Origin of the sequence: Rhodanobacter sp. FW102-FHT14D06 (genome assembly GCF_043950705.1) — a bacterium.
In the GTDB taxonomy this organism is placed as follows: domain Bacteria; phylum Pseudomonadota; class Gammaproteobacteria; order Xanthomonadales; family Rhodanobacteraceae; genus Rhodanobacter.
The window spans coordinates 1,835,381-1,858,710 of sequence record NZ_CP170722.1 but is presented as its reverse complement, the minus strand read 5'-3'; the positions used below and the strand labels follow the sequence as shown (position 1 = coordinate 1,858,710).

Below are 23,330 nucleotides of genomic sequence, written 5' to 3'. Positions count from 1 at the left end.
TGCCGTTGCGATGGCCGCTATTCGGGCACGGTCAGCCGGCCGCCGGCGTGTACCGGGCGCAGGCTGTCCATCACCAGGCCGTAGCTGACCCGGTCGAAGGTGCGGAACACCATGACGTGGCCGACGTACTCGTCCGGCAGCTTGACCTTTTCGCCTACGCCGCGGTTCCAGCTGTTGCTGGCCACATCGTCGTGGATGGTCTCGCCGGGCTCGAAGATCGAGAACGTGGTGCCGTTGTCGACGCCGTCGCGGGCACCCACCGAGAGCAGCACCACCTGGCGCGAACCCGCCGCGCGCAGGGCGTCGGCGAAACCGATCACCTTGGCGTCGGCCGGCAGCGACTTCGGCGCATGCGGGTAGTAGTACGCGTCGTACGGATGCTCGTCGATCGGCATGATGCGGTCGCCGCTGCGGATCTCGCGGGTGGAGTCGAGCAGCAGCAGGGTGGCCGGATCACCGGTGCGCAGGGTCTCGGCGGTGCCGATCACCGTCACCTCGACGCCGAGGTCGTCGCCCTTGCCATAGTGGCCGTCGTTGCGCGAATCCTCGCGCCACGGCGCATTGACCATTGCCGCGTTGCTGTCCAGGCCGTGCGCCACCAGGTCGGCATCGGCCGGATCGTTCTGGTCGAAGCCGCGGAACACGTGGCTGGGCCGCACGATCGCCCAGCGCTGGCCCGGCTCGCCCTGCAAGCCGCGCACGTAAAGGTTCTGGCCGACGGCGCCGCGCAGGCGGTTCTCTTCCAGGCCGACCACGTAGGGCGCGGAGCTGACCGCGTTGGAATCCAGCACGCGCATGTCCTTCAGGAACATCTTCAGCTGGCTGAGCGGAATCGCCGGCACCGCCTCGCCTTCGCGATGCACGCCGGGCTCCAGCCGCAGGCTCGGGCCGTTGATGAAGGACAGGTTGAGCACGTCGCCGGGATAGATCAGGTGGGGATTGCGCACCTGCGGGTTGGCCTGCCAGATCTCCGGCCACAACCACGGCTTGGCCAGGAATTTGGCGGAGATGTCCCACAACGTGTCGCCACGGCGAACGGTGTAGCTGTCGGGGTGATTGGCACGCAATTGCGCGCCCGCGGCATAGACGGTCAGGGTGACCAGCATGCCGGCCAGCAACACGATTGTCTTTCTGATCATTGGCGGGAATCCCCCTTCCCCAGATGCTCGGTCGAGTGTAACCGAATGGTTAACCCGCGCAACCGGCGCGGGTTGGCGAAAATCGTCTGCGCTCGCGTGCTTGCCGACGTACAATGATGCACATTCTAGATCGCGTCGGGGTGGGATTTTTACCAAGTCGCCCGCACTTTCGACGCCGAGGTGATGCCATGTCCGTACTTTCCATCCTGGAGTTCCCCGACCCGCGCCTGCGCACCCGCGCCGCGCCGGTCACCGCGTTCGACGCGAAGCTGAAGCAGTTCGTGGCCGACATGTTCGAAACCATGTACGCGGCCAACGGTGTCGGCCTGGCCGCCACCCAGGTCAACGTGCACCAGCGGGTGCTGGTGACCGACATGAGCGAGGGGCGCAACCAGCCGCTGGCGCTGATCAATGCCCAGCTGCTGGAAAAGGATGGCTCGCAGGTCTACCAGGAGGGCTGCCTGTCGTTTCCCGGCTTGTACGCCGACGTCACCCGCGCGCTGGAGGTGAAGGTCAAGGCGCAGGACGTGGACGGCAAGGAGATCGTGGTGGAAGCCGAAGGCCCGCTGGCGGTGTGCATCCAGCACGAGATGGACCATCTCGACGGCAAGGTCTTCGTCGATTACCTGTCGCCGCTCAAGCGCAGCCTGCTGCTGAAGCGGCTCGACAAGCAGCGCAAGCAGGCGGCGGGTGCTTGAGTAGCGCCGGCCTGCGGCTGGCCTTTGCCGGCACCCCCGAATTCTCCGTGCCCTGCTTCGAGGCCTGCCGCGCCAGCGGCGCCGAGCTGGTGGCCGTCTATACCCAACCCGACCGTCCGGCCGGCCGCGGGCGCAAGCTGGCGCCCAGCCCGGTCAAGCAGGCCGCACTGGCCGCCGGGGTCGCCGTCGAGCAGCCCGGGTCGCTGAAATCCGCCGAGGTGCAGCAGCGGCTCGCCGACTATCGCCCCGACCTTTTGGTGGTGGTCGCCTACGGCTTGATCCTGCCGCGCAAGGTGCTGGCGATCCCCCGCCTGGGCTGCTGGAATGTGCACGCCAGTGTGCTACCGCGCTGGCGCGGCGCCGCGCCGATCCAGCGCGCGATCCTCGCCGGCGACGCCGAGAGCGGGGTCGACCTGATGCAGATGGAAGCCGGCCTCGACACCGGCCCGGTGCTGTTGCACCGGCGCGCCCCGATCCGCCCTGACGACACCGGCGGCTCGCTGCACGACCGCCTTGCCGTGCTGGGTGCCGAGGTGCTGGCTGAGGGCCTGCGCCGCACGCTGGCCGGCGAGGTGCTGGTGGCCACGCCGCAACCGGCCGATGGGGTGACCTACGCGCACAAGCTGGAGAAGGCCGAGGCGAAACTCGACTTCAACCGCCCGGCCATCGAGCTGGAGCGCCAGGTGCGCGCATTCGACCCGTGGCCGGTGGCCGAGGCCGAGATCGCCGGCGAGCCACTGCGGATCTGGGCCGCCCAAGCCATCGAGGTGGACCACCGTGCCGCGCCCGGCGACGTGCTGGCGGCCGGACGCGAGGGCATCGACGTTGCCTGCGGCAGCGGCGCCTTGCGCATCGCCGCGGTGCAGCGTGCCGGCGGCAGGCGCATCGGTGCGGCGGACTACCTCAACGCCCGCCCCGACCTGCGCCAGCGCCCGTGAAAACCGACACCCGTGCCCTCGCCGCCAAGGGCTTGGCCGAGATCGCCCTGCGCGGCGCCTCGCTGCGCGAAGTGATGGAGCGCAGCGCCCCGAAGCTGGCCGACCCCCGCGACCGCGCGTTGCTGATGGCCCTGCTCAGCGAAGGCGCGCGCTGGTGGCTGCGCTTCGACCCGGCCATCGACGGGCTGCTGGAGAAACCGCTGCGCCACAAGGACCCGGCGGTGCACGCGCTGCTGGTGCTGGGGCTGGTGCAACTGGAGATCCTCGAACTGCAGGACTACGCCGCCGTCGCCGCCACGGTCGAGGCAGTGCGTGCGCTGAAACGCCCGCAGCTCGCCGGCCTGGTCAACGCCGTGCTGCGCCGCTGGCAGCGCGAGCGGACCGCGCGGCTGGCCGCGCTCGACGCCGAACCCGCCACCCGTCATGCCCACCCTGCCTGGCTAGCCGCGGCGCTCGAACGCGACTGGCCGCAACAGGCCGCCGCAGTGATGGCGGCCGACAACGGCGAGCCGCCGCTGATGCTGCGGGTCAATCGCCGGCGCTGCCAGCGCGAAACGCTGATCGACCAGGCCGCCGGCCACGCCGCCAGCGCCCACCCGTGGCTGGCCGACGCGCTGGTGCTGCCGCACAGCACCGACATCACCCGGCTGCCCGGCTTCGACGCCGGCCACTTCGCAGTGCAGGACGGCGCCGCCCAGGTCGCCGCCGACCTCGCCGACCTGCGTGACGGCCTGCGCGTGCTGGACGCCTGCGCCGCCCCCGGCGGCAAGGCCTGCCATCTGCTGGAGCGCGCCGACATCGACCTCACCGCGCTGGAGTTCGAACCCGCGCGCGCCGAACGCATCCGGCAGAACCTGATGCGGCTGCGGCTGGACGCGAAGATCGTGGTCGGCGACGCCGGCGTGCCCGCGCGCTGGTGGAAGGGGCAACCGTTCGACCGCATCCTGATCGACGCGCCCTGCTCGGCCAGTGGCGTGCTCCGTCGCCGGCCGGACGTGCGCCTGCATCGGCGCGAGAGCGACATCGCCGCGATGGGCGCACAGCAACGACGCATCCTCGCCGCGCTGTGGCCGCTGCTGGCGCCGGGCGGGCGACTGGTCTACATCACCTGCTCGGTGCTGCGCGCGGAAAACGAGGCAGTGATCGGAGCGTGGCTGGCGCAGCAGAAGGATGCGCAAGCGGTGCCGTTCAGCCTGCCGGTCGGCCAGGCCGCCGCGCTGGGCTGGCAGATCCTGCCCGGCGACGGCGATCTCGACGGCATGTATTACGCGGTGCTGCAGAAGCACACCTGAGCGGCCAAGTCTCGTCGACCCGCGATCAGGCCCCCGGCTGTCGGAGATCGCGCCGGCCGATTATGCTTGCCATCCTTGTCCCCGCCGTCGGAATCCTCCTCATCGTGAAGTCCCCGGTGCCCTTGTCCCGCGCCCGCCCGCTGTGGTTGCGCGACGCCCGTTGGGAACTGGTCGTGTTCGGCGCGTTCGCCCTGCTGGTGCTCGGCGCCGGGCTGGGGTTGCGCGATCCGTGGCCCTCGGACGAACCGCGCTTCGCGCTGGTCGCGCAATGGATGGTCGAGCACGGCCAATGGCTGTTCCCGCACCGCGGCCACGAGCTGTACCCGGACAAGCCGCCGGTGTTCATGTGGCTGCAGGCGCTCAGCTACTACCTCACCGGCCACTGGCGCATCGCCTTTCTGCTGCCCTCGCTGCTCGCCGCGCTGGGTGCGCTGGCACTGGTCTACGACCTGGCTCGGCGGCTGTGGGGTCACCGCAGCGCGCTGCTGGCCGCGGCCACGCTGCTGGTCACGATCCACTTCACCTACCAGATGCGCAACGCGCAGATCGACCCGCTGCTGCTGGGCTGGATGACGCTGGCCAACTACGGCCTGCTGCGCCATCTGCTGCTGGGGCCGTGCTGGCGCTGGTTCGCCGTGGGCTGTTTCTTCGCCGGCGTGGGCGTGGCGACCAAGGGCGTGGGCGTGCTGGCCCTGCTGATGCTGGTGCCGTACCTGGTCGCGCGCCGCGGCCACTGGCGGCACCTCGCCCTGCCCACCGGCGGCTGGCGCTGGGCCGGCGGGCTGGCGCTGTTCTTCGTGGCGATCCTCGGCTGGCTGCTGCCGATGCTGCTGATCGCCCATGCCGACGGCGACCCGCAGCACGCCGAGTACGTGCAGAACATCCTGTTCGGGCAGACCGTGCACCGCTACGCCACGCCCACCGGCCATATCCATTCGCCGTTCTACTTCCTCGGCATCATCGTGGTCGACTGGCTGCCGCTGTCGCTGCTGCTGCCGTGGGCGCTGCCGGCGTGGTGGCGCCGGCTGAAACGACGCGATGCGCGTTTCCTGCTGCCGCTGGGCTGGGCCGTGCTGGTGCTGCTGTTTTTCTCGCTCAGCCCCGGCAAGCGCGACGTCTACATCCTGCCGGCGCTGCCGATGGTGGCGCTGGCGCTGGCGCCGCTGCTGCCCGGCCTGTTGCGCCGGCGCGGCGTGCGCATCGCGGTGTTCGCGCTGACCGTGCTGCTGGCCGGCACGCTGGCCGCCGCCTCGGCGCTGGCGATCCATCGCCACCCGGCCTGGGCGCTGAAGATCGAACAGAGCCTGGACCCGCGGATCTGGTGGATGCTGCTGGCTATCGGCGTGGCCGGCCTCGCCATCGCCGCGCTGACGCGGGTGCGCCGCGCGCCGCTGGGATGGCTGCTGTTCGCCGGCGTGCTGTGGAGCGTGTATGGGGTGTGGGGCTATCCGCTACTCAACGGCGACCGCTCGGCGCGCGACGTGATGGTCGAGGCGCGCGCCATCGCCGGCCCGCAGGCCACGATCGGCCTGCTCGCATGGAAGGAGCAGAACCTGCTGATGGCGCAGGGCCCGGTGACCGAGTTCGGCTTCCGCAAACCGTGGCCGCAGCAGTACGCCGAGGCGATCGCCTGGCTCGAGGGCGATCCCGCGCAACGCTGGATCTTCAGCCTGGACGAGGCGATGGGCGCTTGCGTGGATCGCGCGCGGGCGATCCATGTCGGCCACGCCAACCGCCGCGAGTGGTGGATGTTCAGGCACGACGCGGTAATACCCGGGTGCATCCCGCGTACCGCAGGCGACGACGACGAATGAACCGCACCACTTCCTCTCCACGCCGCCCAGCCTGTCTCGCGGCGGTCTTCGCGAGTGTGACGCGCGCATGACCGATACCCGCCTCGCGCAGGTGTTCGCGCGCCCCGGGCCGGCGTGGACAGTGTCGATCCTGCTGGCCCTGATGCCGCTGTCGTTCTCGATCGACTGGGGGATCAAGGCGCTGCCGCCGGCGCTGCTGTTCCTGCTTGGACTGGCGCTGATGGCGAGCACCGCCTCGATCCGGCGCAGCTATCGCGCGGCGTGGCCGCCGGTGGCGGTGGCGCTGGCGATGATCGGATTCGTGATCTTCAACGTGCTGCTGCACGACCTGGGCTGGCGACCGCTGGATCGCCCGGCGCACATTCTGCTGTTCCTGGTGGTGGCGGCGTGCTTCAGCCTGCCGTTGCGGATGCGCGTGGTGTGGGCCGGTTTCAGCCTCGGCGCCATCGTGCTGGGCGCGGCCGCCGTGGTGCAGGCCTACGCGCTCGGCATCGACCGTCCGCACGGCCTCAATGGCGGCCCGTCGGCCTCGATCGAACTGGCCACGGTGTTGCTGGGCCTGTCGACGATGGCGCTGGTGCAATTCCTGGCGCGCGGCACGGGGCGCCGGGAACGCTGGCTGCATCTGGTGGCGATGGGCTGCGCCATGTACGGCGCGCTGCTGACCCAGAGCCGCGGCCCGCTGCTGGCATTTGCGCCGGTGTTCCTGCTGCTGGTGCTGCTGCACGCGCGGCGCTGCGGACACTGGCGCTCCAGCCTGCTGCTGGTCGGTGCCGTGTCTGTGGTGGCCGGGACCGTCACCTTCGGCATGCGCGGCGAAATGGTGGAGCGGTTCCAGGCCATCGCGCCGGAGGTCACCCGCTTCGACCATAGCCAGGCCACCCGCGGCGCCGTGATCGAGCGGCTGGAGATGTGGCGCACCGCGGCGCGCGCCTTCGGCGAACACCCGCTGGTGGGCATCGGCGTGGGCCAATTCGACGCGTATACGCGCGAGGAGGTCGCCGCCGGCCGCAGCCATGCCGCGATCGAACGCTACAACCAGCCGCACAACGAGTATCTGGAAGCGGCCGCCACCGGCGGCGTGCCAGGTCTGCTGGTGCTGCTGGCGGTGTTCCTGGTGCCGCTGCGCTACTTCAGCCGGCGCGTGCTGGATGCGGACGACGAAGTGGCGCTGCCGGCCGCCGTCGGCGTCGGCGTGATCGCCTTGTACATGCTCTGCGCGCTCACCGACGCGGTGTTCTACCGGGTGATGACGCAGTCGTTCTATTTCTTCGTGGTGCTGGGGCTGGCGCTGCGACTTGCCTGGCTGCGCCACCGCGAGCCGCCGCGGGTGGCCGCGGCCTGACCGAGGCGGACGACTGTCCTACGCAGTGGCGGCGGCCGGTGGCGCGGCCACGTGACCCACGTGCATCGATGGCCGCAACGGGGTCGGTGCAACGACCGCGCGCAGGTCGAGCGGCGCGACGGCAAACTCGTCGCGGTACTGCTCGACGCCGCGTTCGCAACGAACGAGGTTGCGCTGCCGCGTCTCGGCCAGGATGCGGTCGTTGGGGTTGTCCACCAGGTGCTTGCGGGTGGGGTGGTAGAGATGGACCGCCAGCGCGCCCAGGCGCAGGTCGCGGCGCAGCAGCCCGGCGTGGAAGGCGCGCACGGCCAGTTCGGTATCCTCGCGACCCCAGCCGGTCATCGCTTCGTTGAAACCGTTGAGGCGCAACAGGTCGTCGCGCCAGAAACCCATGTTGCAACTCTTGATGCCACGCTGGCGCATGCTCGGACGGGCGAACAGATGGGCGAGCAGCGGGAGGCGCACGGTGTGGCGGCGACGGTCGATGCCGCGGCGGAAGAAATCCGGAAAGGTCGGCCCGCGGCCCAGCATCTCCTGCACCGAGCGGGCATCGGTGAGCACGCGCGAACCCTGGGTGAAGCAGCCGCGCCGGGAGAAGCGGCGATGGTCGGCGATGAAATGCCGCTCGACCACCATGTCGCCGTCGAGCAGGATGATGTAGTCGCCCTGCGCGGCGGCGATTGCGCGGTTGCGCGCGCGGCTCATGCGCGCACCGTCGTCGGGCTGCCACAGGTGCACCAGCCGCACCGGATAGTCGTGCGCCAGGCGTCGCAGCAGTTCGCTGGTGGCCGGGCGCGAGCCGTCGTCGGTGACGATCACCTCGTGCGGCAGTTCGGTCTGGCTGGCCAGCGCGCGCAGCACCAGTTCCAGCGCCTCGGGCCAGTTATAGGTGATCACGGCAACACTGATGCGCATGGCATGCCCCCCACAGCGGTACATGAAGACTGCATTGGATGCGGCCTCCGGCCGCTGGCGGACGCGATGTTCCGCTTCCATGTCTCGCGTCGGACGATCCGCGCCGATATCCGGCTTGCGGCGAACCTGACGCTGACTGTGGGCGCCCTGCGCCCCTTACGCCGTCCCACGGCAACCGCTCCAGGAGGCTGCGGCGTCCGGAATCCCTCCAATCGCACGCCAGCCACGGAATTCACTCCGCATTCACAGCATAACGCAGCGGCGGACCACTCGCATGATTCGGCTAGAATCGCCGCCATGCCCGCGTTTCCCCTGACCCTCGCCGTGATCACCCGCAACGAGGCGGCCCACATCGCCCGCTGCCTGGACAGCGTGCCGTTTGCCGCCGAGAAACTGGTCGTCGATTGCGGCAGCGACGACGACACCGTGGCGATCGCGCAGGCGCATGGCGCGCGCGTCGTCCACCAGGACTGGCTGGGTTTCGGGCCGCAGCGCAATTTCGCCGCCGGCCAGTGCGCGCACGACTGGATCCTGGTCCTGGACGCCGACGAATACCTCGGCGGCGACCTCGCCGACGAACTGCAGCGGCGCCTGCCCGCACTGATGGCCGGCCACGCTGCCGCCGCGTACCTGCGCCGCAGCACGGTCTACATGGGCGCGCCGATGCGCTGGTACCGGCCAGCCACGGGCGAGCGCATGGCCCGCCTGTACCACCGCGGCCGCGCGCGCTGGAGCGATGCGCGCGTGCACGAATCGCTGCAGTTCGATGGCCCCGCGCCCACCCTGCGCGGCAGCTTCCTGCACACCAACAACCCGACCCTGGTGCACAAGCAGCTCAAGGTGCTGCAGTACGCCGAGCTGAAATGCCGCGACTGGCTGGACAAGGGCAAGCCGGCGCGGATGTGGCAGGCGCCGTTCGTCTACGTGCTGGCTTTCCTCAAGGATTACCTGTTCCGGCTGGCCTGCCTGGATGGCTGGCGCGGCTTCGTGATCGCGCAGACCGCCGCCAGCTACGCACTGTACAAGCGCATGCGCTACTACGAGATGACGCGCAACCCGGCATCCGTCGAACAGGCCGCCAGCGCGCTGCGCGCGCAGGGCGCGAGCATCGAATGAACAGTCCCAGACGCTACCTGATGTACGGCTCCGAGCGCTACGCGCTGGCCATCCTGCGCCCGCTGCAGGAGGCGGTGCGCGCCCGCGGCGGCGAGGCGGCGTGGTTTTTCGACGGCCCCGGCGCCGAGGATCTGGTCGAGGGCGAGCGCCTGCTCGACGTGGCCGGCGTGCGCGCATGGAAGCCCGACGCCGTGCTGACCCCGGGCAATCACCTGCCGCATTTCTTCACCGGCGTGAAGGTCGAGGTGTTCCACGGTTTCGATGCGGGCAAGCCGCGCCACATCTACATCCGCGGTTTCTTCGATCTGTACTGCACCACCGGTCCACGCGATACCGCGCAGTTCCAGGCACTGGCGGAGCAGCTCGGCCACTTTGCGGTGACCGAGACCGGCTGGCCCAAGCTCGACCCGTTCATGCGCGAGATCGCCGGTCCGCTGCCGCCGGTGCGCCGGCCGCCGGTGATCCTCTACCACTCCACCTTTTCGCCGTCGTGGAGTGCCGCCGAGACGCTGTACGAGGAAGTGAAGCGGTTGTCGCGCGACGGTCGCTGGCACTGGATCGTCACCTTCCATCCGAAGATGAACCCGGAGACCACGGCGAAGTTCAAGGCGCTGCAGAACGAGTACCTCACCTTCGCCGAGAACGACAACATCCTGGAGCTGTTCCCGCAAGTCGACATGATGTGCTCGGATACCTCCTCGGCGCTCAACGAGTTCCTGCTCACCGGCAAGCCGGTGGTGACATTCAAGAACCGGCGCCCCGGGCCGCAGTTGCTCGACATCGACGACGCGAAGGACTTCGAGCCGGCGATCGAACGCGCGCTGGCGCGGCCGCCGGAACTGATGCAGGCGATCGCCGACTACGGCAACGCCATCCATCCGCGCCGCGACGGCCGCTCCAGCGAGCGCGTGCTCGACGCGATCGACGCCTTCCTCGCCCGCGGCGGTCGCAACCGCCGGCGCAAGCCGCTCAACCTGTGGCGCAAGCTGAAACTGCGTCGCCGCATCGGCTACTGGGGTCCGGCCTAGCGATGCCCTGATCCGGTCGCAGGCTAGAATCTCTCTCTCCCACCGCGAGTGCACCCCGTGCCGCCCAGCTCCTTCAGCCGTTCCGAACACCTGCGCGCGGTCTGGCCGTGGCTGCCGCTGTGGATGCTGGTGGCGCTGCTGGCGATCTTCGCGCACGGCCCGATGCCGCTGTATTCCACCCGCACGCTGGCGGTGGCCTGGGACATGTTCAGCCATGGCCAGTGGCTGGTGCCGCACATCAACGGCGCGCCGTACAGCGAGAAGGCGCCGCTGCTGTTCTGGCTGATCGAGGCCGGCTGGTTCGTGTTCGGCGTCAGCGACGTGTGGCCGCGCGTGCTGGAGGTGCTGTTCGGCGGCGCGCAGCTGGTGCTGGTGTCGCTGCTGGCGCGGCGGCTGTTCCCGCACCGGCCGTGGATGGCCAAGGCCGCGCCGTGGATGCTGCTGGCGTTCGGCTACGCGTTCCTGTTCGCCTTGCAGATCATGTACGACGTGCTGCTGGCGGTCTGGGTGCTGGCCGCGCTGCTGTGCCTTACGCCGAAGCCGCGACGGGTCGAACCGCGCTGGCTGCTGTTCGGCGTCTGCGTGGGGCTGGGGTTGCTGACCAAGGGCCCGGTGATGCTGCTGCACGTCGCCTTCCCGTGGCTGCTCGGGCCGCTGTGGAACGAATGGGCGCGCGAGCATCGCGCGCGCTGGTACGGCTCCGGCGTGCTGTCGCTGTTGCTCGGCGGCGCGATGCTGCTGGCATGGGCGTTGCCGGCCGGCCTGGTCGGGGGGGACGCCTATCGCGAACGGCTGTTCTTCACCCAGACCGCCGGGCGCGTGGTCGACAAACTGTCCGAAGGCAAGGATCTGCAGAACCACGCCGAACCGTTCTGGTTCTACGTGCTTTGGTTGCCGGTGCTGCTGTTCCCGTTCAGCGGCTGGCCGCGCGCGTGGGTGGCCGTGGCCGGGCTGCGCCGGCCGCTGGAATCGGGCCTGCGCTTCGCGCTGTGCTGGCTGGTTCCCGCATTCGTGGTGTTCTCGCTGATCAGCGGCAAGCAGCTGTATTACCCGCTGCCGGAGCTGGCCGGCGTGGCTCTGCTGATGGCCGGTGCGATCGCCGTGCTGCGCGAGCGCCGCGCCGCGCTGGCCAACCATTACGCGCTCGGCACCTGGCCGCTGGGCGTGGGGGGGATCGTCTTCGCGCTGCTGCTGTTCGCGCTGCCCATGCTGGTGGAGCACGCCGTCGTGCAGGGCGACTGGGCGCACACGGTCGCGCCGTACAGCCGCTACTTCAGCGTGATCTTCCTGCTGCTCGGCATCCTGCTGCTGATGCGCGGCCGCGGCGAGCTGCGCCGGCTGGCGGTGGCCGGGCTGATCGGCGTGTTCGCGCTGAATGCGCTGTTCACGCTGACCCTGTGGCCGCGCTGGGACCTGCGCCCGTCGGCCGAACTGCTGGGCCGCGCCGAGCAGGCCGGCCACCCGCTGGCCTTCATGGGCAGCTACGCCGGCGAGTTCCACTTCGCCGGCCGGCTGACCCGGCCGATCACCGAGCTGTACGGCGACCAGGCGCTGGCCGATTACGCACGCGCGCATCCCGATGCGCTGGTGGTCGACCGGCCGGACCACCTGACCCCGGCCGACCTGCGCTACGCCTTGCTGGCGCAGCCGTTCCGCTCGTCGTGGGTGGTGATCTGGACGGCCAGTTCGCTGGCCGATCTGCGCGCCGGCCACACGCCGCCGGAACCGGCACAGCCGACCCAGCTCTATCCGGCCGACGAACGCCGCTACCGCCTGCCTTGAACGCCCTGCTCGACAACCTGCGCCGCCAATGCGACGGCCCGCGCGATGGCGCGCTGCTGCGCTACTCGCTGGGCAGCGCCCTGCTTGATGCGGGCGACGCCGCCGGTGCGGTGGCAGCACTCGAACGCGCGCTGGAGTTCGACCCGACTTATTCGGCCGCGTGGAAACTGTTGGGCAAGGCCCGGCTCGCCAGCGGCGAGCCCGCCTCGGCGGCCGACGCCTGGCGTCGCGGCATCGCCGCCGCCGGCGCACGCGGCGACAAGCAGGCCGAAAAGGAGATGACCGTGTTCCTGCGCCGGCTGGAGAAATCGCCCGCGCCGGGCGACGCGGCTCAGTCCTGACGCCTCTCGTCGTCGTACGGACTGACCAGGCCCACCGCCGACCAGCGCTTGTACTGCCACTGGTACTGCGCGAACGCTTGCTCGACGCAATCCTGCACGCCGCGATTGAGCGCCGTGCAGGCGACCTGCGGGTCGGCATCGGCGATGCCGGGCGGCGCCTCGCGCAGGTGGATGCGGTAGCCCGCGCCGGCGGGCAAGCGTTCGGCGAAGGCGAACAGCACCGTGGCGCCGGTGCGTGCGGCCAGCCGCGGCAGCAGCACCATGGTCAGCGCATCGCGGCCGAAGAACGGCGCCAGCCGCCCCTCGCCCGCGCGCGGCTTCTGGTCAGGCAGGATGCCCACCGCGCCGCCGGCGGCCACGCGCTTGTACAAGGCGCGCACGCCGGCGCCGTCGGCGCGGATCTGCTCGGGTGCCAGCGCCCCGCGCACCTTGCGCAGCAGGCCCTCGATGGCGGCGATGCGCGGCGGCCGGTACAGGATCGCCATCGGCGTCTTGCGGCACAGCCAGTAGTTCAGCAACTCCCAGCAGCCCAGGTGCGGCGCGGCAATGATCACGCCCCTGCCCGCCGCCAGCGCGGCATCGAGCAGCGCCTCACCGCGCACCTCGCGCACCAGATCCAGCGCGCGTTCGGCGCCACCGCCCCACACCTTGACGATCTCGGTGATCGACTTGCCGCTCTCGCCCATCACCTCGCGCAGCAGCTCGCGCTGGCGCACCGCGTCCGGCAACGGCTGCGCGATCCGCAGGTTCACCGCGGTGTGATGGGCCGTGCGCCCCCCGCGCCACAGCACCAGCCGCCCCAGCGCCGCCCCGATGCCATGCAGCGCCCGCAACGGCAACAGCGCCAACAGGCGCAACAGCAGATAGATCACGTAGATGTCGAAACGCATGAGCGAAAGTGTAGCTGGGCCGGAAATGGGGAATCGGGAATGGGAATAGTCAGGCGCGCACCGGATGGGCTCGCCCGACTGCGTGGCATCAGCCGCCGGGCGCTATGCTTTTCCCATTCCCGATTCCCCAATCCCGGCCACCCCATGATCTCCCTCATCCAGCGCGTGACCTCCGCCAGCGTGCAGGTCGAGGACGAGACCGTCGGCGCGATCGACGCCGGCCTGCTCGCGCTGGTCGCGGTGCAGCCGGAGGATGGCGAGGCGCAGGCCCGGCGCATGCTGGAACGGTTGCTCGGCTACCGCGTGTTCGCCGACGATGCCGGCCGCATGAACCGCTCGCTGCGCGACACCGGCGGCGGCCTGCTGCTGGTCAGCCAGTTCACCCTGGCCGCCGACACCCGCTCGGGGATGCGCCCCAGCTTCACCCGCGCCGCCGCGCCCGAGCATGCGCGCCACTGGTTTGACTACCTGCTGGGACTGGCGCGGGTTGCCCATCCGAGGGTGGAAACCGGACGCTTCGGTGCCCATATGGTGGTCCAGCTGGTCAACGACGGCCCGGTCACCTTCTGGCTGGACACTGCCTGACCGAGGTGCCGCGCGGCACCCCGCAGACAGCGCCAACACCGCGGTCTGGCTCGAATTTTGCGTGTCGTCCGACGCGGCAGACGACAGAATTTTTCACTTGAAAACTGGTCAGAAAAGCAGCACATCGCTATAATGTCCGGTTCTTGCACCCCTTTGGCGGTCGGTCAATCCATGAACAGCAAAGCTCCCCATGAGCAACAGTCGGAAATCAAGGCACTCATCTCGAAGGGCCTGGAGCAGGGCTATCTGACCTACGCCGAGATCAACGATCACCTCCCCGACGACATCGTCGACCCGGAGCAGATCGAAGACATCATGGCGGTGCTCAAGGGCGTCGGCATCGAAGTCCATGACGCCGCGCCGGATACCGACACCATCTCCGACAGCGCCGCCCCCGGCGGCGGCCCGGGCGATGACGACTCCGCCGCCGAGGAGGCCGTGGCGCTGCTCTCCGCCGTGGACGCCGAAGTGGGCCGCACCACCGACCCGGTGCGCATGTACATGCGCGAGATGGGCACCGTCGAGCTGCTCACCCGCGAGGGCGAGATCGCCATCGCCAAGCGCATCGAGGAAGGCCTGGGCCAGGTGCAGACCGCACTGGCCAGCTTCCCGCTGACCATCGAGCTGCTGCTGGAGGAATACGACCAGCACCTGGACGGCAAGCGCCGCCTCAGCGAGATCCTGGCCGGCTTCCTCGACCTGGAGGAAGCCGCCGACCTCGCCCGCAAGGAGAAGGAAGCCGCCGCCGCCGAGGCCGCCGAGCTTGGCCTGGACGAGGAATCCGATGGCGACGACGAGGATTCCGACGATTCCAGCGAAGAGGAAGAAGCCGGCCCCACCGGTCCGGACCCGGAGGAGGTCAAGCGCCGCATGGAGCTGCTGCGCGAGTACTACGCCAAGTTCCAGAAGGCCGCGCCGAAAGCCGCCAGCATCACCGACAAGAAGATCGTCAAGCTGCGCGACCAGATGGCCGAGGAGTTCCTCAAGCTCAAGCTGCCCAGCGCCCTGATCGACGGCTTCGTGCGCAAGCTGCGCGAGGTGGTGGGCGACATCCGCCACCACGAGCGCGTGCTGCTGGACATCTTCGTCAAGCAGGTGAAGATGCCCAAGGCCGAGTTCATCAAGGCGTTTCCCAGCAACGAGGGCAACCTCGAGTGGGTCGCCGAGCTGAGCCGCAAGCGGCAGAAGTGGTCGCCGAACATCAAGATCTACCGCGAGGCGATCGACGCCGAGCAGGAGAAGCTGGCCGCGATCGAGCGCAAGCTGTTCCTGCCGCTGATCGACATCAAGGACATCAACCGCGCCATGGCCTCGGGCGAGGCCAAGGCCCGGCGCGCCAAGAAGGAAATGGTCGAGGCGAACCTGCGCCTGGTGATCTCGATCGCCAAGAAGTACACCAACCGCGGCCTGCAGTTCCTCGACCTGATCCAGGAAGGCAACATCGGCCTGATGAAGGCGGTGGACAAGTTCGAATACCGCCGCGGCTACAAGTTCTCGACCTACGCCACCTGGTGGATCCGCCAGGCGATCACCCGCTCGATCGCCGACCAGGCGCGCACCATCCGCATCCCGGTGCACATGATCGAGACGATCAACAAGTTGAACCGCATTTCCCGCCAGATGCTGCAGCAGTTCGGCCGCGAGGCGACGCCGGAGGAACTGGCCAAGGAAATGGAGATGCCCGAGGACAAGATCCGCAAGGTGCTGAAGATCGCGAAGGAACCGATCTCGATGGAAACCCCGATCGGCGACGACGAGGATTCCCACCTGGGCGACTTCATCGAGGACGGCAACGCCAGCTCGCCGATCGATTCGGCGACGGAAACCGGCCTGATGGAAACCGTGCGCGACGTGCTCGCCGGGCTCACCCCGCGGGAGGCCAAGGTGCTGCGCATGCGCTTCGGCATCGACATGAACACCGACCACACCCTGGAAGAGGTCGGCAAGCAGTTCGACGTCACCCGCGAGCGGATCCGCCAGATCGAGGCCAAGGCGCTGCGCAAGCTGCGCCACCCGAGCCGCTCCGAACAGCTGCGCTCGTTCCTCGACGTCGAGTAGGCGCACGCCAACGCACCACCGGAACAGCCCCGCCACGTGCGGGGCTTTCTTTTGCCCGGCCGCTCGCCGGCGATTTTCGATGCGGTTGAATCCGAATGGCCGCGCCCGCCGTATGCCTGTGACAGGGAGCATGTCCGATCGTCGGGCATGTGGCCCCGGTCGCCAGCGGAAAGTTGCGTATGATGGGTCCGGATCGCTCTGCCACCGAGGTGACGCCCTTTCGGGCGATACGACCCGTGCCTGCCGCCGTGAACCACGCCATGCCTGACGCACGTTACTGGTCGACGCAGATGGCCGCCGTGTCCGCGCAGCGTGACCGCGCGAGTTTCATGCGCATCTTCGATCACTTCGCGCCACGCCTGCAGCGCTACCTGCGCAACCTCGGCGTGCCCGAATCGATCGCCGACGAGCTGGTGCAGGAGGCCTTGCTGACGCTGTGGCGCAAGGCCGCGATGTTCGATCCGGCGCGCGCCAGCCTCGCCACCTGGCTGTATCGCGTGGCGCGCAACCTCTACATCGACCACGTGCGCAGGGAACCGCACTGGTCGCCGATCCAGGAAGGCCTGGACCAGCTCGACCAGCTCGAATCCGGCCGGCTCGACTCGCAGCCCGAATCCTCCTTCGACCAGGACCTGTTGAAGCAGGCCATCGATCAACTTCCCCCGGTGCAGGCCAAGCTGGTTCGCATGTGTTACCTCGAAAGCAAAAGCCACAGCGAGATCGCGCGGGAGCTGGACATGCCGCTGGGCTCGGTCAAATCCTCGCTGCGGCGCTCGTTCGCCAAACTGCAGGGCAGCATGAGGGGCGCGCGATGAAGCCGAATCGTCACCTCGACGACGCCACCCTGATCGGCTATTCCGCCGGCGCCCTGCCCGCCGCACTGGCGGTGGTTGCGGCGGCTCATCTGGAACGCTGCGCGGAGTGCCGCGCGCATCTGCGGGACGCCGACCAGATCGGCGGTGCCCTGCTGCAACAGCAACGCGCAGAAGGCCCGGCGGAGGATGCGCGCATCGCGATCCTGGCCCGGCTCGATGCCGAGCCGGAGACCGGGCAGGCGGCGTTGCCGCCCGAGGCCGTCGATGCCCGCGATCCCGATCGCCTGCCGCGCGCCCTGCACCCTTGGTTCGGCCAGTCCCTGCGCGCGTTGCGCTGGAAGCGCGTGGCGCCGGGCGTGCAGCGCATTCGCGCCGGCGGCATCGCTGGCGGCGACCTGATGCTGCTGCGCATCGCGCCAGGCAGCAAACTGCCTCTGCACAGCCACGGCGGCAGCGAGCTGACGATGATCCTGGACGGCGCCTACGACGACCTGCTCGGTCACTTCGGCCCCGGCGACGTGGCCGACCTGGACGGCGAAACCCTGCACCAGCCGGTGACCTCGCCCGGCGTGCCGTGCATCTGCGTGGCCGCCACCGATGCGCCGCTGAAGTTCTCCGGCTGGCTCGCGCGCACGCTGCAGCCGCTGTTCGGCTTCTAGAACCGTGTCCGCGCGCGACGCGATGGACACGGCGCTGGTGCTGTTCCGGCGCGACCTGCGCCTCACCGACAACCCGGCGTGGAGCGCGGCCTGTACGCAACACGCACGGGTGCTGCCGGTCTTCATCCATGCCGATGACGACGCCGGCTCCACCGGCGCCGCCAGCCGCTGGTGGCTGCACCATTCGCTGTTGGCGCTGGACCACGACTTGCGCGATGCCGGCGCCGCCCTGCACCTGCGTCGTGGCGAGCCGCTGGGCACCCTGCGCGAGCTGATCGACCGCAGCGGTGCACGCACGGTGTACTGGAACCGCTTGTACGAGCCGGCCGCGATCGAGCGTGACACGCGCATCAAGAGCGCCCTGCAGGCCGACGGCGTCGCGGTGCACAGCCACAACGCCGCGTTGTGGTGCGAGCCATGGCAGATCGCCACTCAGCAAGGCCAGCCGTACAAGGTGTTCACGCCGTACTGGCGCAACCTGCGTGCGCAACTGCAGGCGACCGGACCGCTGCCCGCGCCACGCGTGCCGGGCTGGCGCGACTTGTCCGGCAGCCTGCCGCTGGCGGCACTCGAGCTGCTGCCGCGCATCGCCTGGGCCGATGGCCTGGCCGCCAGCTGGCAACCGGGCGAAGCCGGCGCGCAGGAGTTGCTGGAGATATTCGCCGACGACGCCATCGGCGACTACGCGCACGCACGCGACCTGCCCGCGCGCCATGGCACCTCGCGGCTGTCGCCGCACCTGCACTTCGGCGAGATTTCGCCGCGGCAAATCCACTTCGAACTCGATCTTCGCGCCCGTGCCGCCGACGCCACACGCCGCCCCGACATCGAGCCGTATCTGCGCGAGCTGGGCTGGCGCGAATTCGCCCATCACCTGCTGTACCACTTTCCCCACACGCCCACCGACAACTTCAATCCGCGCTTCGACGATTTCCCGTGGGCGTCCGCGGATCAGGCCTTGCTGGAACGCTGGCAACGCGGCCGCACCGGCGTCCCGCTGGTCGACGCCGGCATGCGCGAGCTGTGGCACACCGGCTGGATGCACAACCGCGTGCGCATGGTCGTGGCCAGTTTCCTGACCAAGAACCTGCGCCAGCACTGGCAGCACGGCGCGCGCTGGTTCCGGGACACCCTGGTCGACGCGGACCTCGCCAACAACACGCTGGGCTGGCAGTGGGTGGCCGGCTGCGGCGCCGACGCGGCGCCCTACTTCCGCGTGTTCAACCCGGTGACGCAAGCACGCAAGTTCGATCCGGATGGCGCCTACCTGCGCCGCTGGTTGCCGGAACTGGCCGCTGCGCCCGCAGCGCTGCTCCACGAGCCGTGGAAGGACGCCGCCCTGCTTCAACGCAGCGGCTACCCCCCACCGATGGTCGATCTCGGCCAATCGCGCCAGCAGGCGCTGGATGCCTACGGCGCGCTTGCCCGCTGAGGCAGGGTTGGCTGCTCAGGTGTCGTCGCCGTCCGAGAGTGTCGCGCGGTCGCCACCGGCGGCCTTGCTGCGGTACAGCGCCCGGTCGGCGGCAGCGAGCAGCTCGTGACGCGAACCGTTCTTGCTGTGGGCGATGCCGATGCTGAGCGTGGAATCGACGCCCAGCCCGGCGGTAATCGCCGCAAAACTTTGCCGGATCAACTGCGCCCGGCTGACCAGTTCCTCGCCGCTGGCACTGCAGATGGCCATGGCAAATTCGTCACCGCCAAGGCGTGCAATCAAGTCCTCGCCGCGCACCGCCTGGCGAAGCGATGCACCGACGGCGGCCAGCACCTCGTTGCCTAGGTGGTGACCCATCGTGTCGTTGATCGTCTTGAAGCGATCGGCGTCGATCAGCAGCACGCCGATGCCGTAATGAAGACGGCCGGAGCGCGCCAGCGTGTCCTCCCAGCGGGCGACGAACGCGCGCCGGTTCGGCAGGCCGGTGAGGTCGTCGGTATGCGCCAGGTGGGCCATGCGCTCGACTTCGACCGCGTTCCGGCTGGCCTCTTCGATTGCTTCCCGCGCCTCCTGCTCGGCAGCGGTTGCCCGTCTCAGCGCAAGGGCCTTCTCGAGCTCGATCTGCAGCAGCTGCTGCACGGCGTCGGCAATGCATTGCAAGGCCTCGACCTGGTCCCCGCTCAACCCGATCGGGCGGCGGCTGGCACTGCATACCGTGCCGATCGTGATGTCGCCAGCAAGGATCGGCACGGCGACGAAGCTCTTGATGCCCGCTGTCTGCGCGTCGCCCGTGGCCACCACGTCGCGGCCCACGTCCATGCTGGCCGCCTGGCCGGCGAGGAACATGGAGCGGCACATCGAGTCATGCCAGGCGGTCCGGCTTTTCTCGACGATCTGCAACTCCCCGGTGTTCAGGCTGAACAGCACGTCTTGCCGCTGCGCTTCCCAGTCAATCGCGGTCACGAAACTGGTTTCCATGCCGGTGATGTGCTGGACCGCGCGCAGCAGGGGGCGAGACACGGTTTCCAGCGCCGACGATGGGTCGGCGATGGACTGCGGCCCGGGCAAGGCGAGATCGGTACTGGACATGCGAACTCCTTGGCTCACCCAAGGCGTGTCCTGCATGGATGCGGCAACGACTCGATTGGTGACCCATTTTGCGATTTTTCACTCGTTGCGCAATGCGGTATCGGCACGGCCACGAAGATCTTGATGCTCGCTGCCTGCGCGTCGCCCGTCGCCGGCAAGGCGAGATCGGCACTGAACAGCACACCCCGCCGCGAGGTGGCGTGAACGACGGCTTCGCATCCGCATGCATCCGCGGCGCCATTCGCGCCGTATGTGTCATTGAACCGCTCACCGGATGTTTCCCTGATGGCCGCCCGATCGACATCGCCTGCAACGCCTTCGCCCCTCCAGGCACCTGCCGGTGGCCCCGTTGCGGTCGCGGAGCGCTCCTGGGCGCCCCGCACGCTGCGTCGCTGGTTCGACACCAGCACCGTGGTGGAGATCGACGAGAGCCGCGAGGACCGGATCGACTGGCTGCGCGCGGCACCGTTCGTCGCGATGCACCTTGCCTGCCTCGGGGTGATCCGGGTCGGCGTGTCGCCGGTCGCGTTGGGCGTGGCGGGCGCGCTCTACATGCTGCGCATGTTCGCGCTGACCGGGTTCTATCACCGCTATTTCTCGCATCGCACGTTCCAGACCTCGCGCGCAGTGCAGTTCGTGTTTGCGCTGATCGGTGCGTCCTGCGTGCAACGCGGACCGCTGTGGTGGGCGGCGCATCACCGGCAGCACCACCGGGTTGCGGACACGCCGGCCGATCCGCATTCGCCGCGCGTGCACGGCTTCCTGTGGAGCCATGTCGGCTGGTTCCTGACCCCGCGCAATTTCCGCACGGATCTCACGCGGGTGCCGGATCTGGCGAAGTATCCCGAGCTGCGCTGGCTGGATCGGTTCGACATCGCGGTGCCGCTGCTGCTGGCCATGGCGATGTACGGGCTGGGCGCGTTGCTGCAACACGTGGCGCCGCAGCTGGGCACCAGTGGCGGGCAGATGCTGGTGTGGGGTTTCTTCGTGTCCACCATCGTGTTGTTCCACGCCACGGTGACGATCAACTCGCTGGCGCATCGCTTCGGCCGTCGTCGTTACGCGACGAAGGACGACAGCCGCAACAACCTGTGGCTGGCGCTGCTGACGTTCGGCGAAGGCTGGCACAACAACCACCACTTCTTCCCCGGCTCCAGTCGCCAGGGCTTCCGCTGGTGGGAAGTCGACGTGACCTGGTACGGACTGAAGCTGATGGCGATGCTGGGCCTGGTGCGCGGGTTGAAACCGGTGCCGGCGTGGGTGCTGGCCAGGGCGGGGAGCTGAGCGATGCGCATCGCCGTGGTCGGGTCGGGCATCGCGGGGCTGGCGTCGGCGTGGCTGCTGTCGCGCAAGCATGAGGTGACGCTGTTCGAGGCCAATGACTATTTCGGCGGGCACACCCATACGCACGAGGTGGAGCAGGCCGGAAAAAGCTACCGCATCGACAGCGGCTTCATCGTGCACAACCCGGCGCACTATCCGCTGCTGACGCGGATGTTCGCGCAGCTGGGCGTGGCCTCGCAGCCGACCACGATGAGCTTTTCGGTGCACAGCGAGGCCAGCGGGCTGGAGTACAACGCCACCACGCTGGACACGCTGTTCTGCCAGCGCCGCAACCTGCTGTCGCCGCGCTTCCTCGGCATGGTGCGCGACCTCGCCCGCTTCTACCGCGAGGCACCCGCGCTGTTGCTCACGCCCGAGGACACGACCAGCCTCGGCGATTACCTGCTGCAGCACGGTTACGGCACCGCGTTCCGCGACGAACATCTGATTCCGATGGCCTCGGCACTGTGGTCGTCGCCGCCCACGCAGATCCTGCAGTTTCCCGCGCGCTACCTGGTGCAGTTCATGGCCAACCACCAGATGCTGCAACTGGCCGGACGTCCGCAGTGGCGCGTGGTGAAGGGCGGCTCGTCGACCTACGTGGCGGCGTTGCGCGCGCACTGGCCGGTGCGCGAGCGGCTGCACTGCCCGGTGCATTCGATCCTGCGCCACGCCGGCGGCGTCGAGCTGTGCAGCGCGGCGGGCGTGGAGCATTTCGACCAGCTGGTGCTGGCCTGCCACAGCGACCAGGCGCTGCGCCTGCTGGGCGACGCGAACGAGCGCGAGCATTCGATCCTGGGCGCGATGACCTACCAGGCCAACGACACCGTGCTGCACACCGACGCCAGCGTGCTGCCGCGCCGGCGCAAGGCGTGGGCGGCCTGGAATGCGTGGCTGCCGCGCGATCCCGCCGCGCCGTGCACGGTCAGCTACTGCATGAACCTGCTGCAGGGCATCGCCTCGCCTGAGCCCTTCGTGGTCAGCCTGAATCGCAGCGAGGCAATCGACCCGGCCAAGGTCCTGGCGCGCATGCGCTACCACCATCCGGTCTACACCCGCGCCTCGGTGCAGGCGCAGGCGCGCAAGGCCGAAATCCAGGGCTGGCGCCGCACCTGGTTTGCCGGCGCGTACTGGGGCTGGGGTTTCCACGAGGACGGCATGCGCAGCGCGGTCGAGGTGGCTGCGTCGCTCGGCGTGCATTGGCCACCGGACCATGCGCCGGTGGCGACGCCCACTCCGCACCAGGCGGAGCTGATGGCGTGACGACGAAACCGGCCAGCTCGAAGCTGCGATTGGCCAGCGCCGTGTACGAAGGCGTGGTGCGCCACCGTCGGCATGAACCGCACGCACACGCGTTCAGCTATCGCATGGCCCAGCTGTACCTGGACCTGGACGAGGTCGAGCGGATATTCGCCGAGCGCTGGCTGTGGTCGACCACGCATCGCAACCTGGCGCAGTTCCGCCGCAGCGACTACCTGGGACCGGCGACCCTGTCGCTGACCGATGCGGTGCGCCAGCGGGTGGAGCAAGCCACCGGCACGCGGCCGAGCGGTCCGATCCGCCTGCTCACCCACCTGCGTTACGCCGGCATGGTGTTCAACCCGGTCAGCTTCTACTACTGCTTCGCCGAGGATGGCGAAACCCTGCTGGCGGTGCTGGCCGAAATCACCAACACGCCGTGGAAGCAGCGCCACGCCTATGTGCTGCCGGTCGAGGACGCACAGGTGCATGGCCGCGCACTGCACTGGAACTTTGCCAAGACCTTCCACGTGTCGCCCTTCATGCCGATGGACTGCACCTACGACTGGCGCTTCACCGTGCCGGCCGAGGATCTGCGCGTGCACATGAACGTGATGCGCGAAGGCCGGCGCACGTTCGACGCCACGCTGAACCTGCGGCGCCTGCCGCTGACCGGCGCGTCGCTGGCGCGCGTGCTCTGGCGCTATCCGCTGATGACCGCCCAGGTGGTCGGCGCGATCCACTGGCATGCACTGCGGCTGTGGCTTAAGCGCAATCCGGTGCACGACCATCCGGCGCCCCCCGCGCGGCCTGCCGACTGAAACGAACGCTC

21 protein-coding genes are annotated in these 23,330 nt (G+C 69.2%); 17 read left to right on the top strand and 4 right to left on the bottom strand.

Going from position 1 to position 23,330, the window contains the following annotated elements; genetic code table 11:
* Positions 1-17: 17 nt before the first annotated feature.
* Positions 18-1,139 carry a LysM peptidoglycan-binding domain-containing protein gene (locus ACFCQI_RS08415; RefSeq protein ID WP_395120991.1) on the bottom strand — a complete coding sequence of 374 codons (1,122 nt, stop codon included), beginning with the start codon at positions 1,137-1,139 and terminating at the stop codon, positions 18-20.
* 188 nt (positions 1,140-1,327) lie between these two features.
* Between ACFCQI_RS08415 and def the strand changes: the two genes are divergently transcribed.
* From def to ACFCQI_RS08390, 5 genes are all read left to right on the top strand, one after another.
* Positions 1,328-1,837: a peptide deformylase gene (gene def, locus ACFCQI_RS08410; RefSeq protein ID WP_395120990.1), complete on the top strand. Its 510-nt coding sequence runs from the start codon at positions 1,328-1,330 to the stop codon at positions 1,835-1,837.
* Between the two features lie 11 nt (positions 1,838-1,848).
* Positions 1,849-2,775 carry a methionyl-tRNA formyltransferase gene (fmt, locus tag ACFCQI_RS08405; protein ID WP_395121314.1) on the top strand — a complete coding sequence of 309 codons (927 nt, stop codon included), beginning with the start codon at positions 1,849-1,851 and terminating at the stop codon, positions 2,773-2,775.
* Entirely contained in the window at positions 2,772-4,067 is a 1,296-nt protein-coding gene (rsmB, locus tag ACFCQI_RS08400) for a 16S rRNA (cytosine(967)-C(5))-methyltransferase RsmB (RefSeq protein ID WP_395120989.1), read from the top strand. The genes fmt and rsmB overlap by 4 nt, the downstream gene beginning before the upstream one ends.
* A 62-nt stretch (positions 4,068-4,129) precedes the next feature.
* On the top strand, positions 4,130-5,881 hold the full coding sequence (locus ACFCQI_RS08395; protein WP_395120988.1) for an ArnT family glycosyltransferase: 1,752 nt from the start codon (positions 4,130-4,132) through the stop codon (positions 5,879-5,881).
* Positions 5,882-5,948: 67 nt separating this feature from the next.
* Complete coding sequence (locus ACFCQI_RS08390; protein ID WP_395120987.1) at positions 5,949-7,226, top strand: O-antigen ligase family protein; 1,278 nt, start codon at positions 5,949-5,951, stop codon at positions 7,224-7,226.
* 18 nt (positions 7,227-7,244) lie between these two features.
* On the opposite strand, the gene ACFCQI_RS08385 is transcribed toward ACFCQI_RS08390, so the two are convergent.
* Positions 7,245-8,141 carry a glycosyltransferase family 2 protein gene (locus tag ACFCQI_RS08385; RefSeq protein ID WP_395120986.1) on the bottom strand — a complete coding sequence of 299 codons (897 nt, stop codon included), beginning with the start codon at positions 8,139-8,141 and terminating at the stop codon, positions 7,245-7,247.
* A 297-nt stretch (positions 8,142-8,438) separates the two neighbouring features.
* Here ACFCQI_RS08385 and ACFCQI_RS08380 point away from each other — a divergent pair, with 297 nt between their 5' ends.
* The 4 genes from ACFCQI_RS08380 to ACFCQI_RS08365 are packed head-to-tail and all read left to right on the top strand — an operon-like array spanning position 8,439 to position 12,408.
* A complete protein-coding gene (locus tag ACFCQI_RS08380) occupies positions 8,439-9,257 on the top strand; it encodes a glycosyltransferase family 2 protein (RefSeq protein ID WP_395120985.1) in 819 nt (272 codons plus the stop codon).
* Entirely contained in the window at positions 9,254-10,285 is a 1,032-nt protein-coding gene (locus ACFCQI_RS08375; protein WP_395120984.1) for a CDP-glycerol glycerophosphotransferase family protein, read from the top strand. The genes ACFCQI_RS08380 and ACFCQI_RS08375 overlap by 4 nt, the downstream gene beginning before the upstream one ends.
* 57 nt (positions 10,286-10,342) lie before the next feature.
* Positions 10,343-12,067, top strand: coding sequence for an ArnT family glycosyltransferase (locus ACFCQI_RS08370; protein ID WP_395120983.1), 1,725 nt, complete (start codon positions 10,343-10,345; stop codon positions 12,065-12,067).
* Positions 12,064-12,408 carry a tetratricopeptide repeat protein gene (locus ACFCQI_RS08365; protein WP_395120982.1) on the top strand — a complete coding sequence of 115 codons (345 nt, stop codon included), beginning with the start codon at positions 12,064-12,066 and terminating at the stop codon, positions 12,406-12,408. Before ACFCQI_RS08370 ends, ACFCQI_RS08365 begins: the two co-directional genes overlap by 4 nt.
* Here the strand turns inward: ACFCQI_RS08365 and ACFCQI_RS08360 are convergent.
* Positions 12,399-13,298, bottom strand: coding sequence for a lipid A biosynthesis acyltransferase (locus ACFCQI_RS08360; RefSeq protein WP_395120981.1), 900 nt, complete (start codon positions 13,296-13,298; stop codon positions 12,399-12,401). The genes ACFCQI_RS08365 and ACFCQI_RS08360 overlap by 10 nt on opposite strands.
* Before the next feature lie 144 nt (positions 13,299-13,442).
* Here ACFCQI_RS08360 and dtd point away from each other — a divergent pair, with 144 nt between their 5' ends.
* The 5 genes from dtd (at position 13,443) to ACFCQI_RS08335 (ending at position 18,847) form a co-directional block, all read left to right on the top strand.
* On the top strand, positions 13,443-13,883 hold the full coding sequence (dtd, locus tag ACFCQI_RS08355; protein ID WP_395120980.1) for a D-aminoacyl-tRNA deacylase: 441 nt from the start codon (positions 13,443-13,445) through the stop codon (positions 13,881-13,883).
* A gap of 171 nt (positions 13,884-14,054) precedes the next feature.
* Positions 14,055-15,941, top strand: a complete 1,887-nt coding sequence (gene rpoD, locus ACFCQI_RS08350) for an RNA polymerase sigma factor RpoD (RefSeq protein WP_395120979.1) — start codon at positions 14,055-14,057, stop codon at positions 15,939-15,941.
* 260 nt (positions 15,942-16,201) lie between these two features.
* Complete coding sequence (locus tag ACFCQI_RS08345; RefSeq protein WP_395120978.1) at positions 16,202-16,756, top strand: sigma-70 family RNA polymerase sigma factor; 555 nt, start codon at positions 16,202-16,204, stop codon at positions 16,754-16,756.
* Positions 16,753-17,415: a ChrR family anti-sigma-E factor gene (locus ACFCQI_RS08340; protein WP_395120977.1), complete on the top strand. Its 663-nt coding sequence runs from the start codon at positions 16,753-16,755 to the stop codon at positions 17,413-17,415. The genes ACFCQI_RS08345 and ACFCQI_RS08340 overlap by 4 nt, the downstream gene beginning before the upstream one ends.
* A gap of 22 nt (positions 17,416-17,437) precedes the next feature.
* Positions 17,438-18,847: a cryptochrome/photolyase family protein gene (locus ACFCQI_RS08335; RefSeq protein ID WP_395121312.1), complete on the top strand. Its 1,410-nt coding sequence runs from the start codon at positions 17,438-17,440 to the stop codon at positions 18,845-18,847.
* Positions 18,848-18,862: 15 nt separating this feature from the next.
* Here ACFCQI_RS08335 and ACFCQI_RS08330 read toward each other — a convergent pair whose 3' ends face one another.
* On the bottom strand, positions 18,863-19,936 hold the full coding sequence (locus tag ACFCQI_RS08330; protein WP_395120976.1) for a diguanylate cyclase: 1,074 nt from the start codon (positions 19,934-19,936) through the stop codon (positions 18,863-18,865).
* A gap of 285 nt (positions 19,937-20,221) precedes the next feature.
* Here ACFCQI_RS08330 and ACFCQI_RS08325 point away from each other — a divergent pair, with 285 nt between their 5' ends.
* Genes ACFCQI_RS08325 through ACFCQI_RS08315 form a run of 3 tightly spaced genes read left to right on the top strand, consistent with a single transcriptional unit; the run spans position 20,222 to position 23,319 of the window.
* On the top strand, positions 20,222-21,220 hold the full coding sequence (locus ACFCQI_RS08325) for an acyl-CoA desaturase (protein WP_395120975.1): 999 nt from the start codon (positions 20,222-20,224) through the stop codon (positions 21,218-21,220).
* 3 nt (positions 21,221-21,223) lie between these two features.
* Positions 21,224-22,522 carry an NAD(P)/FAD-dependent oxidoreductase gene (locus ACFCQI_RS08320; RefSeq protein ID WP_395120974.1) on the top strand — a complete coding sequence of 433 codons (1,299 nt, stop codon included), beginning with the start codon at positions 21,224-21,226 and terminating at the stop codon, positions 22,520-22,522.
* Positions 22,519-23,319: a DUF1365 domain-containing protein gene (locus ACFCQI_RS08315; protein WP_395120973.1), complete on the top strand. Its 801-nt coding sequence runs from the start codon at positions 22,519-22,521 to the stop codon at positions 23,317-23,319. The genes ACFCQI_RS08320 and ACFCQI_RS08315 overlap by 4 nt, the downstream gene beginning before the upstream one ends.
* Positions 23,320-23,330: the final 11 nt, after the last annotated feature.